General features: G+C 62.5%; 12 protein-coding genes. 8 read left to right on the forward strand and 4 right to left on the reverse strand.

All coding sequences use genetic code 11. The features are described from left to right. Positions 1–159 precede the first annotated feature (159 nt). Positions 160–756, forward strand: coding sequence for a cation diffusion facilitator family transporter (locus tag DEHOM01_RS05135; protein WP_245630655.1), 597 nt, complete (start codon positions 160–162; stop codon positions 754–756). A gap of 59 nt (positions 757–815) precedes the next feature. Here the strand turns inward: DEHOM01_RS05135 and DEHOM01_RS05140 are convergent, their stop codons facing one another. Together DEHOM01_RS05140 and DEHOM01_RS09965 are read right to left on the reverse strand one after the other, a co-directional pair. Then, positions 816–1,649 (reverse strand): SDR family NAD(P)-dependent oxidoreductase, encoded by an 834-nt coding sequence (locus DEHOM01_RS05140; protein WP_061211795.1) that lies wholly within the window; start codon positions 1,647–1,649, stop codon positions 816–818. Positions 1,650–1,663: 14 nt separating this feature from the next. Next, complete coding sequence (locus tag DEHOM01_RS09965) at positions 1,664–1,828, reverse strand: hypothetical protein (RefSeq protein WP_016664704.1); 165 nt, start codon at positions 1,826–1,828, stop codon at positions 1,664–1,666. A 153-nt stretch (positions 1,829–1,981) separates the two neighbouring features. On the opposite strand from DEHOM01_RS09965, the gene DEHOM01_RS05145 reads away from it, so the two are divergent. After that, positions 1,982–2,335: a sigma factor-like helix-turn-helix DNA-binding protein gene (locus DEHOM01_RS05145; RefSeq protein WP_061211796.1), complete on the forward strand. Its 354-nt coding sequence runs from the start codon at positions 1,982–1,984 to the stop codon at positions 2,333–2,335. A gap of 99 nt (positions 2,336–2,434) precedes the next feature. On the opposite strand, the gene DEHOM01_RS05150 is transcribed toward DEHOM01_RS05145, so the two are convergent. Next, positions 2,435–4,333, reverse strand: coding sequence for a DEAD/DEAH box helicase (locus tag DEHOM01_RS05150; RefSeq protein WP_061211797.1), 1,899 nt, complete (start codon positions 4,331–4,333; stop codon positions 2,435–2,437). Between the two features lie 788 nt (positions 4,334–5,121). On the opposite strand from DEHOM01_RS05150, the gene aspS reads away from it, so the two are divergent. Next, a complete protein-coding gene (gene aspS, locus DEHOM01_RS05155) occupies positions 5,122–6,933 on the forward strand; it encodes an aspartate--tRNA ligase (protein WP_061211848.1) in 1,812 nt (603 codons plus the stop codon). 74 nt (positions 6,934–7,007) lie between these two features. On the opposite strand, the gene DEHOM01_RS05160 is transcribed toward aspS, so the two are convergent. After that, positions 7,008–7,607 (reverse strand): DUF3043 domain-containing protein, encoded by a 600-nt coding sequence (locus DEHOM01_RS05160; RefSeq protein WP_061211798.1) that lies wholly within the window; start codon positions 7,605–7,607, stop codon positions 7,008–7,010. A gap of 132 nt (positions 7,608–7,739) precedes the next feature. Between DEHOM01_RS05160 and DEHOM01_RS05165 the strand changes: the two genes are divergently transcribed. From DEHOM01_RS05165 to ctaF, 5 genes are all read left to right on the forward strand, one after another. After that, complete coding sequence (locus tag DEHOM01_RS05165) at positions 7,740–9,113, forward strand: dipeptidase (RefSeq protein WP_061211799.1); 1,374 nt, start codon at positions 7,740–7,742, stop codon at positions 9,111–9,113. 43 nt (positions 9,114–9,156) lie between these two features. Next, positions 9,157–9,513: a HesB/IscA family protein gene (locus DEHOM01_RS05170; protein ID WP_016664696.1), complete on the forward strand. Its 357-nt coding sequence runs from the start codon at positions 9,157–9,159 to the stop codon at positions 9,511–9,513. Positions 9,514–9,850: 337 nt separating this feature from the next. After that, positions 9,851–10,759 carry an aa3-type cytochrome oxidase subunit II gene (ctaC, locus tag DEHOM01_RS05175; protein WP_061211800.1) on the forward strand — a complete coding sequence of 303 codons (909 nt, stop codon included), beginning with the start codon at positions 9,851–9,853 and terminating at the stop codon, positions 10,757–10,759. Beyond that, complete coding sequence (gene ctaD, locus DEHOM01_RS05180; protein ID WP_016664694.1) at positions 10,756–12,468, forward strand: aa3-type cytochrome oxidase subunit I; 1,713 nt, start codon at positions 10,756–10,758, stop codon at positions 12,466–12,468. Before ctaC ends, ctaD begins: the two co-directional genes overlap by 4 nt. A gap of 2 nt (positions 12,469–12,470) precedes the next feature. Continuing rightward, positions 12,471–12,887, forward strand: coding sequence for an aa3-type cytochrome oxidase subunit IV (gene ctaF, locus DEHOM01_RS05185; protein ID WP_016664693.1), 417 nt, complete (start codon positions 12,471–12,473; stop codon positions 12,885–12,887). Positions 12,888–13,355: the final 468 nt, after the last annotated feature.

The raw sequence follows: 13,355 nt of genomic DNA on the forward strand, positions 1-13,355 counted from the left end.
GGTTACTACCGGGCAGCTAATGTTTGAAGTCGAGCACTTACGAAGGAAGGTGCGAGAACGCGAACCAGGCTGGCAAGGGGTCCCGCCCGAGGGTGCTGTGCTTGAGCCCCATCCCCTTTTTCGCGTGAGGGAAGGACACCTTGAATCGTGGGAGAGGCCGTGAATACATCGGAGCTTGACGCTCGTGCGCGTCGAATAATACTCATCGTCGCGCTCCTCAACCTTGCCGGTTGCCTCGGCGAGGCGATCCTCGCCTTCGCGATCGGCTCCGCCTCTCTGCTCGCCGATGCAGCAGACTTTCTCGAGGATTTCCTCATCAACTCCCTCGTTCTCCTCGCCCTCGCATGGCCGCTGGAGAGCAGACGGAAAGCCTCCTACGCGCTCGCAGGGCTCATCCTTATTCCCGCGGGCGCTGCGTTCGCGATGGCGATTCACAAGCTCCTCACGGGACTGCCGCCGGAACCATTTGCGCTTTCAGGAACAGCCCTTGCAGCGCTCGTGATTAACGCTTGCTGTGCCGTGCTCCTCGTGCGCCTGCGCGCGGGTCACAACGCGCTCGTGCGCGGCGCATGGCTCGCCGCCCGCAACGATGTGCTCGCGAACGTCCTCATCATTGCGGCAGGCGTTCTCACCCTCGTGTGGCATTCGGTTCTCCCCGACGTCGCCGTGGGCACCGTCATTGGGCTCGTCAATCTCGGTGCGGCAAAAGAGGTGTTCGAGCAGGCCCGAGCGGAGGAGCCGGAGCTGGAGGCTTAGGGCACTCGTTGGCGTCACGGAATGGTTGATCGGACCCTTGAGAGCTGGGGGATCGCCCGCTAACGCGAGAGCTTCTGAGCCGTCTTTCGAAGATTGTGCGTGAGATACGGTTCGATTACGCGCTGGCCGAGACCAGGTACGAGGGCGAGGGCCGAAAACGCCTTCGGTAGCACCACAACTCGTGAGCGACGCTCGATGTTTTTGACGATCGCGGCAACGACGTCCTCGCGTTTGATCGGGGTGAAGAGCCCGCCGAAGTTACCGCTTGCGCGATTCAGGAGCGGAGAGGTGGTGAGTGCATCCCCGAGAGCAGATTCGAAGAACGAGGGGTGAATGGTTCCGACGCTCACTCCGCTTCCATCGAGCTCAAGCCTGAGTGAATTAGCGAGCGCGAGCACTCCGGCCTTCGAGGCTGAATATGCGGACATCTCCGGCATGTGAATGAACGAGGCGAGGGACGCAATGATGCACACGTGCCCCTTTGCTTTGCGAACGTAGGGGAGTGTGGCCTTAATGGTGCGCCACACCCCGTTGAGGTTGGTGTCAACGTCATCCACGAAGCCCGTCGCCGAGTAGTCCTCGACCAATTCAGTCGTCACCATGCCTGCGCCGGCGACGAGGATATCGATGCCGCCAAAGTGGTCGGCGGCGCTCTTCGCCGCAGCCTCGACCGAGGCGAGGTTGCGGACGTTCATCTCGATCGCGAGGGCCTTCTCAGGGCCACCGAGCTCGCCGGCGAGAGTCTCGAGCTTGTCGGTGTTGCGGCCCAGGAGAGCGAGCCGAACTCCGCGGGCGTTAAGGGCCCGGGCGGCGTCGGAACCAAGTGCGCCGGAGGCGCCGGTCACGAAGGCGACTTTGCCGCGCAGCCCTTCGGGGGAGAGGTGTGTGCTCATGGTGCCTTTGCCTCTCACGCGAGCTTCTCGAGCCGCCACGCCTGAAGGAGCGTTGCGAACTGAGGGGGAGTGATCGCACCCTTACCCGCGATTCGCGCCTCGACTCGAGCGTTGGCGGCGGTGATGTTCTGCTCGGCGGTCGCGCTCGGGAACGCCTGGGCGTACTTCGGCGGGGTCATGGGCGCCTCCTTCTCGGTTGGGGTGATGCCTCCACTCTACCGGTCGCGTCATACCCTCCTTGATGCCCCCAATGTGCTAGGTGCGGTTGCGATAGGTGCGCAAGAGGGTGTGGCATGATTGTGGTGAGCGGGTAAGCAAAAGGAGACGAATCGATGGCGATCGAGGTCAAGGCCACGCGAAGCGGACGAGAGTGGGATGCGACCCTCTCTATAGGCGGCGAGAGCATCCGAGTCCGTGCTCGTACGTTCGCGCAGATCAGGCCCCTCGTGCAGCGCGCTCTCGCGGACGCCGGTCACACTGGTCGAGAGGTGCGCGTGGTAACCGAGTACGACGACGCCAAACGCGGAGCCGACCACGCAAGCGCAGAAGCGGAGGCAGCGGCAAAAATGGCCTCGGAAATCCGCCGTTCGATCATCAGAAAAATGCGAGCCGACGGCCTTAGCCAGGACGACATCGGCGCGATCCTCGGGATCTCGCGACAACGCGTCTCTCAGCTGAGCAGCTGACGCCCCACGCAAAAAGGGCGTCACCCGACCCCGAGGACCTGCACAGGATTAACTGCGCGACTGCATTCGAACGGTAGGGGCGTGAAAAGTCTCGCCTCTTTACCAGCGATTGGACTTCTTCGCGCCGCGGTCCTCGAATCGCTTGCCCTTACGGGTCTTGAATTTTCCGCCCTTCTTTGGACCCTGATCGACCTGAATGCGCATCGGCTTGCCGCCCACGCGCGCGCGGCCAATGCGGGCGAGCGCTGCCTCGTCGACGCCATCGCGAAGCTCGACGAGCGAGAACGAGGGGAAGAGATCGATCTTGCCGACATCCTGACCATTGAGTCCGCCCTCACCGGCGATCGCCCCAACGATCGCCTGCGGGCGCACGCCGTTATTCTTACCGACTGCGATGCGGTAGGTCGTGAAGCCAGCACTCGAGCGGCGTGAGCGCTTCTCGCCGCGGTTGCGATCTCCCCGGTCGCCACGATCTTTGCGATCGCCGCGATCTCCCTTGGCTCCCTTATCGCGGAAGCTTGCACCCGTAAACTCATCATCGCTCGCGCGTGGGCCGTCGTCGCCGACCGTCATCGCACCAAGCGCCGCTGCTACCTGTTCAATCGAGACATTGTTTTCGCTCAAAAACTCGTTGAGGAGGTCGTAGTAGAGGTTGAGCCGTCCCTTCTCCAGACGTGCGGGCACCTCACTCAGCACCTTCTTCATCTTGTGGCGGGAAACGTCGAGCGGCGAGGGGATCTGCACCTCCTCGAGTTCCTGACGAGTCGTGCGCTCGATGTTGCGCAGCTTCCGCTTCTCGTGAGGTGCGACGAAAGTAATCGCCTGCCCCGTGCGGCCAGCGCGGCCAGTGCGGCCAATGCGGTGGACGTATGCCTCGGGTTCCGAGGGAATGTCAAAATTGACCACGAGGCCGATGCGTTCGACGTCTAGACCTCGGGCGGCAACGTCGGTCGCGACGAGGACCGTGAGTGAACCGTCGCGCAGGCGCTCGACGATACGCTCGCGCTCCTTTTGTGGGACGTCGCCCGAGATGGTCGCAGCCACGATGCCGCGAGCAATGAGCGCCGTTCCTACTTCTTCGGCCGCGCTACGCGTGCGCACAAACACGATCGTGGCATCGGCATCCGTCGTCTCAACGATGCGAGTGAGGGCACCCGTCTTGTGGCGGAACGGCACGACCGCGTACTTCTGGTCGACGCTCGTGACGGTCGTCGACTGTCGGGCGACGGCGACGCTGACCGCATCGGGCATGTGCTCCTCCGCAACGCGCTTAATCGCGGGAGGCATGGTTGCGCTGAAAAGTGCCATGCGCTTCTGCTTCGGGGCGAAACCGAGGATTTCGTCGACGTCCTCGGCGAAGCCCATGCGGAGCATTTCATCGGCCTCGTCCAGCACGAGTGTTGAGAGGTCGTCGAGCACGATATTGCCGCGCTTGAGATGGTCGATGACGCGCCCGGGCGTGCCGACAATGACATGGGCGCCGCGCTCGAGTGCTCTTTCCTGCGGGCCGTACGGGGCGCCGCCATACACACTCACGACGTTCACACCATCGAGCTTCGCGGCGAAGGATTGGATTGCATCGGCCACCTGCATGGCGAGCTCTCGCGTTGGGGCAAGAACGAGTCCCTGGGTTGAGCGATTCGATGCTCGGATCTCAGCGAGCAGCGGCAGACCGAACGCGGCGGTTTTACCCGTACCGGTCTGGGCGACGCCGAGGACGCTTCGCCCTTCGAGCAGTGCGGGGATGGCGCGCTCTTGGATGGGGGAGGGATGCGTGAACCCGAGGTCGTGGACGGCCGCGAGAAGCTCCGGCGGAAGGCCGAGTTCATCGAAGCGCATGCGCTCGTCGTTGCTTGTTTCTTCGGGGGCGTCTGTATCCGTGCCGCCGTCGGCGGCGGATGTACCGGCCTGCGCCATGCCATCCATTTCGAGCGCTTCCGCGATTTCTTCGCGGTTTTCCAGGGCGATTTCCGTGTCGTTGTGGTTGTCGGTCGTCATTATTCGGGTCCTTCCGGGCCATCACACACGCCCGCCCCGGAATACGCACGTGAACATTTTCGGACCGTTCATCGGCCCCTCATCTTGTCGAGCACGTCCCCGCGGGAATCCCGCACAAAAAATGCGCCGTCCGGATCGGCGCTAAGTCCTCATCGCGCCCACATGGCGCTCACACGTGCTGGCACCAGCTTACGGAAAACAGGGGCGCAAGGGGAGGGGGGAAGGGCGCGACAATGGTCACCTCCGCAAGATTTCTCTGCTGGCCTCACGCATTGTTCGTGTGGCTTTTGGTCCCATTTCTCTTGCATCGCCCCTTGAACGCTCTCATCGCCCCTTGATCTCGCTGCTCGGGCACCCCCAATCCTCTCGCCCCTGGGGCCGCCTTGCCCCCTATCGCCCCAGAAGATTCGGTGAAAGTGGTGAAAAATCGCCGCCTCACGATGCTAATCAGGTCCTTAGCGCCAAAAATCACCGCTTTCGTTGCGGGAGCGGCGTGGAACGGAGGCAGGGGCGACCTAAGGAGCGAGGAGACACGGGCCGGGGGAGTTGGAGCGCGGCTAGAGCGGAGTGGGTACGGGAGAAAGTAACAGGGGACGGGGCAGGGGTAGGTGGCGATGAGATTTGGGGCAGGTCCGACGGTTGCGCGGCAACCGTCGGACTGCACCCGCTAGCCGTGCGCGCTAAACTGGTGCGGATTGCGGCTGATCGCCGAGCGCACCGCACCCGTACGGTGCCCGCGCATGCATGCGCCGCACACGACCGACCACCTCGAAGTCAAAGGAATCTTCATGCTTCGCACCCACCGCGCCGGTGATCTGAGGGCAGATCACATTGGCCAGGACGTCACTCTCGCCGGCTGGATTGGAAGGCGCCGTGACCACGGCGGTGTGGCCTTCCTCGATCTGCGTGACGCCTCGGGGGTGTCGCAGGTCGTTGTTCGCGAGGAAGACGCACACCACCTGCGAAACGAGTTCGTGCTCAAGGTCACGGGAAAGGTCGAGCGCCGCCCCGAAGGCAACGAAAACCCGGCCCTTCCCACGGGCGACATCGAGGTCATCGCATCCGAGGTTGAGGTGCTCAACCCCGCCGCTGCGCTCCCGTTCCAGCTCGATGAGCACAGTGAGGTGGGCGAGGAAGCTCGCTTGCGCTACCGCTACCTGGACATGCGCCGTGCGGAAACGGCCTATGCGTTGCGCCTGCGCTCGAAAGTCAATCAGGCCGCGCGCGAGGTGCTCCTCAACGAAGACTTCGTCGAGATCGAAACGCCGACCCTTACCCGTTCGACACCCGAGGGTGCGCGCGACTTCCTCGTGCCGGCACGCCTCGCTCCCGGATCGTGGTACGCACTTCCGCAGTCGCCGCAGCTTTTCAAGCAGCTGCTCATGGTGGGCGGCATGGAGCGCTACTTCCAGCTCGCTCGCTGCTACCGCGACGAAGACTTCCGCGCTGACCGTCAGCCCGAGTTCACGCAGCTTGACGTCGAAATGAGCTTCGCCGATCAGGAAGACGTGATCGCGCTTGCCGAGAAGATCCTCGTGAACGTGTGGAAGCAAATCGGCTACGACATTGAAACGCCGATCAAGCGCATCACCTACCACGAATCGATGGCTCGCTACGGCTCCGATAAGCCAGACCTCCGTTTCGATCTCGAGATCACCGAGATGACCGAGTTCTTCAAGGACACGCCGTTCCGCGTGTTCCAGGCGCCGTACGTTGGCGCGATCGTCATGAAAGGCGGCGCCTCGCAGCCCCGCCGTACCCTCGATGCGTGGCAGGAATTCGCGAAGCAGCGCGGCGCAAAGGGCCTCGCTTACGTCCTCTTCCAGGAGGATGGTTCGCTCGGCGGCCCCGTTGCCAAGAACCTCTCCGACGAGGAGAAGGCCGGCCTCGCCGACGAGGTCGGCGCGAGCGCTGGCGACTGCGTGTTCTTCGCAGCAGGCGAGGCCAAGAGCTCGCGCGCCCTTCTTGGCGCCGTGCGCAACGAGATTGGCGACCGCCTCGGCCTGATCAACCCCGACGAGTTCGCTTTCGTGTGGGTTGTGGATGCGCCCATGTTCGAGCCCGCCGGCGACGCCGAAGCGGCCGGTGACGTCGCGGTTGGTCACGGCGAGTGGACCGCCGTTCATCACGCCTTCACGTCCCCGAAGCCGGAGTTCCTCGACACGTTTGACACCGACCCTGGCTCGGCGCTCAGCTACGGCTACGACATTGTGTGCAACGGCAACGAGATTGGCGGCGGCTCGATCCGTATCCACCAGGCCGACGTCCAGCAGCGCGTCTTCGCACTGATGGGCATCAGCGAAGAAGAAGCGCAGGAGAAGTTCGGCTTCCTCCTCGAGGCGTTCAAGTTCGGTGCACCGCCCCACGGCGGCATCGCGTTCGGTTGGGATCGCATCGTGTCGATCCTCGCGAAGACCGACTCGATCCGCGATGTCATCGCCTTCCCGAAGACCGGTAACGGTTACGACCCGCTGACGGCAGCTCCGGCGCCCATCACGCCGCAGCAGCGTAAGGAAGCTGGCGTGGACTTTAAGCCTGAGAAGAAGGCGAAGGATAAGGACTCGGCGAAGGCCGAGCAGCCGTCGGACACCGCCAAGTAACCCGGACCTGCACAAAGCCCCCGGTTACCGAACGACATGTTCGGGCCGGGGGCTTTCGCGTGGGCGAAGTAAATCTACGGACGAGGGTCCTCGCCGTGCTTGATCTGCGGTTTGGGCATGCGCCACGGGCGGATGTTCGTTGAGCGAAGGAGCCCGTACGACACCATTCCGGCCGGGACCACGCCGAACCGTTCCATGAGTGCCTTGCGAATTTTGCGCCGCACGAGGAACGTATCGATCACCACGACGATGATGCCTGCCCACAGCACGGCGAGGAACACAATCGAAACGACCTGGAACTTTACCGGGTCGATGAGCTGCATCACGAACGGGAACAGCATCGCGATCAGGGCGAGTGGCAAGAAGTACTCGGCGACGTTATGGCGCGAGTCGACGACGTCACGCACGAGACGGCGATCGGCACCTCGGTGCTGTACCGGGTAGTGCGCCTCATCGCCGGTGAGGAGAGCCTGGTGCTCGCGGTTGGCCGCCGCGCGGTCCTTCTGCTTAGAACGGCGCTTCGCCTCCTTGCGGTCCTTCGGGACGAGCGGCGTGCGGCGCGCAGCCTGGGCGTCCTTACGCGAGCGGGTCGGGCGCCCCTTCTTCGGGGTCGTCGCAGAATGCTCGGCTGGGGCAGGGTTGGGGGAGTGCGCGGAAGTAGAGTCGGTATTCACCTGCCCAATTCTAGACTCCCGGTGCCCGGACACGCACAGCAGGCACGGGGTTTCGTGAGGAATTCCGACGGTTGCAGGGATACGGTGGAGCAAAGACCACTAACGCGCCAGCGGCGCGGAAGGAGAAGAGGAATGTCGCTCAGCGTCGACGCAATCAATGAGAAGGTCAAAGCCCTTCAACCGCAAGCACTCGAGGACCTCACGGCGCTCGTCGCGATTCCCTCGATCGCTTTTGACGGTTACGACCAGTCGCACGTGAGGGCTAGTGCCGAAAAAGTAGCCGCGCTCCTCAAGGATGCCGGTATGCCCGAGGTGAGCATCGAGTCCGTCGAGGGCGGCGCGCCGGCCGTTCTCGCGCGACGTCCCGCGAAGCCAGGTAAGCCGACGGTCATGCTGTACGCCCACCACGACGTGCAGCCCGTCGGCGATGAATCCGAATGGACAACTCCGCCGTTTGACGCGACCGAGCGCAACGGCCGCCTGTACGGCCGCGGCGCTGCCGACGACAAGGCTGGCGTTATGGCTCACGTGACCGCCCTGCGCGCGCTCAAGGACGAGCTCGAAGAATCCGGCGTCGGCATCGTCGTGTTTGTGGAAGGTGAAGAGGAATACGGCAGCGAGACCTTCCGCCCGTTCCTCGAAAAGCACCAGGACATCATGCGCAGCGACATCATCGTCGTTGCCGACTCCTCGAACTGGGCCGTCGGCCGCCCCGCCCTCACGACGAGCCTTCGCGGCGTTGTTGCCTTTGAGCTTGACGTTCAGGTTCTCGACTACTCCGTGCACTCGGGCATGTTCGGTGGGCCCGTGATCGATGCTCTTACCCAGCTCTCGCGCGTCCTCACGACCTTCCACAACGAAGACGGCACGATCGCCGTCGACGGTCTTCACGTGGCCGATGCCCCCGAAGTTGACATGGACGAAGCGGACTTCCGCCGCGACGCCGGTGTCCCCGAAGGGCTGCCGCTCGCCGGCGACGGATCGATCACCTCGCGTCTGTGGACGAAGCCCGCGATCTCGGTCATCGGCATCGACGCACCGGCCGTGCAGCAAGCCTCGAACACGCTCGTATCGAAGGCTCGCGCGAAGGTCAGCGTGCGCATCGCGCCTGGCGAAGACCCCGCACACGCCACCGAGGTTCTTAGAAAGCACGTTGAAGCCCACACGCCGGCCGCCGCGAAGGTCACCTTCACGCCCGTCGATGCCGGCAAACCATTCCTTGCACCTGCGAGCAGCGCGGGAATGGATCTGGCTCGCCGCGCGTTTCATGACTCGTGGGGCGTCGAACCCGTCGATACGGGCCTCGGTGGCTCGATCCCCTTCATCTCCGATCTTCTCGAGCTGTTCCCGAAAGCGGATGTGCTCGTGACCGGTGTTGAAGACCCGGATTCGCGCGCCCACGGCGTCGACGAGTCGCTCCACCTCGGCGACTTCGAACGCGTCTGCGTCGCTGAAGCACTCATCCTGCTCGGCGCCGCCGAGCTCGAACCGAAAGAAACCGCGTAGGCTTTGACGCACACGTGACATACCGGACCACGACGGAGGACCAATGACCGACACCGCAACTAAAGCTGTTCCCGCACACGGTGTGACCCTCACCGAGGTTGCATCCGACAAGGTGAAACAGCTTCTCGCGCAAGAAGGTCGCGATGACCTGCGCCTTCGTATCGCCGTTCAGCCTGGCGGCTGCTCGGGGCTCATCTATCAGCTCTACTTCGATGAACGTCTCCTTGAGGGCGATGCGACCGTTGACTTCAACGGCGTCGAGGTCGTTGTCGACAAGAACTCGATCCCGTTCCTGTCGGGGGCAACGATCGACTTCTCCGACACCATCGAGAAGCAGGGCTTCACGATCGACAACCCCAATGCGTCGAGCTCGTGCGCATGCGGAGACTCCTTCGCCTAAACGCGCTCGTTCGTTCAGTTCTCGAGTGGGCTGCCGCGCACGCGGCGGCCCACTTGCGCGTTAATCGGGCATCCGTCGGACCCCAAAACTTCGCGCTGGACCTTCGTGCCCGTTCCGAACGGCCCAAACGTGACTGAGCAAACCCCACCGAATCTGCAAAAAGCGACGGTGAAGGCAACATTTGGTGGCAAGTCGCGTATGATGACTAAGGACTCTCGTCCCGATTAGTGTGCGCACCCCGTGCCACGCCGGGAGCGAGGTAGCCCGTAACAACCGCACAATCGAGAGCGAATCTCCCCACAACCGATTCGCCACGCGATACATGGAAGGTCAGCCTGTGATCCCCCAAACCCCGGAACGCAGCCGCCGAATGCCGAAGGCCATCGCAGCCTTCGGCCTGACGGCGCTTGCTCTCGTGGGCTGCACGGAAGAGCAGCAGCGAGGATTCCTCCCCGGTGACACCACTCACCAGATCACGAACCAGACAGACCGCATCATCACGATGTGGACCGGTTCGTGGATTACCCTCCTCGCCGTCGGCCTTCTCGTGTGGGGCTTGATCTTCTGGTGTGCCATCGCCTACCGCCGCAAGAAGGGCGACAAGGGCTTCCCCGTCCAGCTGCGCTATCACGTTCCGATCGAGCTGACGTTCACGCTCATTCCGGTCATCATGATCATGACCCTCTTCTACTTCACGCAGCGTGACATCTCCGAGATCGAACGTCTCGACCCGAACCCGGATGTCACCGTCAATGTCGTTGCGAAGCAGTGGAGCTGGGACTTCAACTACGTTGACGCAGACGTCCACGAAGACCCAGGCGTCCAGTCCTTCCGCACTGGCGAAGAAGGTGCCGCTGAAGACCTTCCCACTCTTTACCTTCCCGTTGGCGAAACCGTTGAGTTCCAGCTCGACTCGCGCGACGTCATCCACTCGTTCTGGGTCGTGGACTTCCTCTACAAGAAGGACATGTTCCCCGGTCACACAACCGCCTTCCAGGTGACCCCGCAGATCGAAGGCACCTACGCCGGCAAATGCGCCGAGCTGTGCGGTGAGTTCCACTCCGACATGCTCTTCAACGTCAAGGTTGTCTCCAAGCAAGAGTTCGAAGCGCACATGGAAGAGCTGCGCGCGAAGGGGAACACGGGTCAGCTGTCGAACGACCTCAACCGCCTCCAAAAGTCCTGGAACATGAAGGACGATTCCGACCGCCGCATCGAAAACCGTCGTGAGGATGCCAAAAAGTGAGCACTACAACCGCAGAGACCACGAGCCGCTTCACCCCGGCCACGCCTGAGACGAAGAAGGGCAACCAGCTCTTCAAGCTGCTCACCACGACCGATCACAAGACGATCGGCATCATGTACATGGCGACCGCCTTTTTCTTCTTCTGCTTCGGCGGCGTGCTTGCGCTCCTGATCCGCGCTGAACTGTGGGAGCCCGGCCTCCAGGTTGTCGTGTCGAAGGGCCAGTACAACCAGCTCTTCACGATGCACGGCACGATCATGCTCCTCATGTTCGGCACACCGCTCTTTGCCGGCTTCGCAAACTACCTTCTGCCGCTTCAAATCGGTGCGGTCGACATGGCGTTCCCGCGACTGAACATGTTCTCGTACTGGCTCACCGGATTCGGCTCACTCATTGCCTGCGCCGGATTCCTCACGCCTCAAGGTGCGGCGTCCTTCGGCTGGTTCGCCTACGCGCCGCTTTCTGACACCACCTTTACGCCGGGGCTCGGCGGCGACCTGTGGGCCTTCGGTCTGTGCATGCAGGGCTTCGGCACCATCCTCGGCGCGGTCAACTTCATCACGACCATCATCACAATGCGCATGCCCGGCATGACCATGTTCCGCATGCCGATCTTCACGTGGAACGTCCTCATTACGTCGATCCTTATCCTCATGGTCTTCCCGCCTCTCGCAGCCGCGCTTTTCGCCCTCGGCGCTGACCGCGTGCTCGACGCCAATATCTTTGACCCTGCCAACGGCGGGCCAATCCTCTGGCAGCACCTCTTCTGGTTCTTTGGCCACCCCGAGGTTTACGTTCTCGCACTGCCGTTCTTCGGCATCGCCTCTGAGATCATCCCCGTCTTCAGCCGCAAGCCCATCTTCGGCTACAAGACCCTCGTCTACGCGACGATCTCGATCGCTGCCCTCTCCGTGACCGTGTGGGCACACCACATGTTCACAACCGGCGCAGTGATGCTCGACTTCTTCGCCTTCATGACCATGATGATCGCGGTTCCCACAGGCGTGAAGTTCTTCAACTGGGTCGGCACCATGTGGCGCGGTTCCCTCACCTTTGAATCGCCAATGCTGTTCACGCTCGGCTTCATGACCACCTTCCTCTTTGGTGGCCTCACCGGCGTCATCCTCTCCACCCCGGTGCTCGACTTCCACCTGAGCGACACCTACTTCGTTGTCGCCCACTTCCACTACGTCATCTTCGGCACGGTGGCCTTCGAAATGTTTGCGGGCTTCTACTTCTGGTGGCCCAAGATGTTTGGCTACAAGCTCCGCGAAGACCTCGCAAAGGTGCACTTCTGGCTCCTACTCGTCGGCTTCCACATGACCTTCCTCATCCAGCACTTCATGGGTGTCGAGGGTGCACCGCGCCGTTACATGAACTACCTCTCCGAGGACGGTTTCCAGTGGATGAACCAGTTCTCCACGATCGGCGCCTTCATCCTTGGTGCCTCGACTCTTCCGTTCTTCCTCAACGTGATCCTCACCCACATGAAGGGCGAGAAGGTCACCGTGAACGACCCCTGGGGCTACGGCGCTTCCCTCGAGTGGGCAACCTCGTGCCCGCCGCCGCGCCATAACTTCGTCGAGCTGCCGCGCATCCGCTCCGAACGTCCGGCCTTCGACCAGAAGTTCCCGGAAGTCGCCGCGATCGACCAGGTCCACGTCAACCGCGACGAGACAGCCCTCGTTAGCGCCCACGGAGGTAAGTAAGAATGCGCACCAACGTCATCATCTTCGCCCTCATCGGCTGCTTCGTGACCGTCGTCGGCGTTGTTTACACCCTCCTCACCCTCAACGTCGATCCCGGCGGGATCGAATGGGTCGGCGTTCCCGCGCTCTTTGCCCTCGCGGCGATGTGCTGGATGATCGCCATCTACGTGTGGATGAGCGAGCGCCGCTTCGGCGGAGGTGCTCAAGACGACGACAACGCCGAAGTTCACGAAGAAGCCGGCCACAAGGGCGTCTTCGCTCCCTACAGCTGGGCGCCACTCGTATGTGCGGTCGGTGCTTCCCTCGCGTTCGGCGGTTTCCCAATCGCCTACTGGATCACCGCGCTCGGAATCGTGATCGGCATGATCGGCGTCATCATGTGGGTTATGGCCTACTCGGTGGGGCACAACAGCCACTAAGAGTAAGGCTCCGAGACGCCCGTGAAATAGGGCGCTGATCTCGGCGACATAGCGAATGCCCGGCTGACTCGAAAGAGTTGGCCGGGCACTTTGCTCGATATCGCGAAACCCTCGATGCCTCGTGGATGAGCTTGCCGTAAGTGGTGGGACGCAAGATGGATTGGCCAGGCTAGTTGTGGATGGCGTGATTACGGAGATTAGAAAATGCGCAATCTGCCCACGAAGCCATCACGCCATTCATCCTTGCTAAGGCGGGTAAGAACGTAACCCTTGCCCGACAGGGAAAGGCTGGCAGCGAGGGTGATGGCGACAAGGAGACATCCACTGCCGTGGATGAGTCGGTATTGCGGAGGTGTTGGTAGGTCGTCAGCTGCGGTTCCACTTGGACTGCCTTAGGTGCGAGTGATGCGCTAGCGCTTCGCTGTCGGCGAGGCCCCCTGGCAGTCGGGGGGGGAGAGAGAGAGAGGG

The organism is Dermabacter hominis NBRC 106157 (assembly GCF_001570785.1).
In the GTDB taxonomy this organism is placed as follows: domain Bacteria; phylum Actinomycetota; class Actinomycetes; order Actinomycetales; family Dermabacteraceae; genus Dermabacter; species Dermabacter hominis.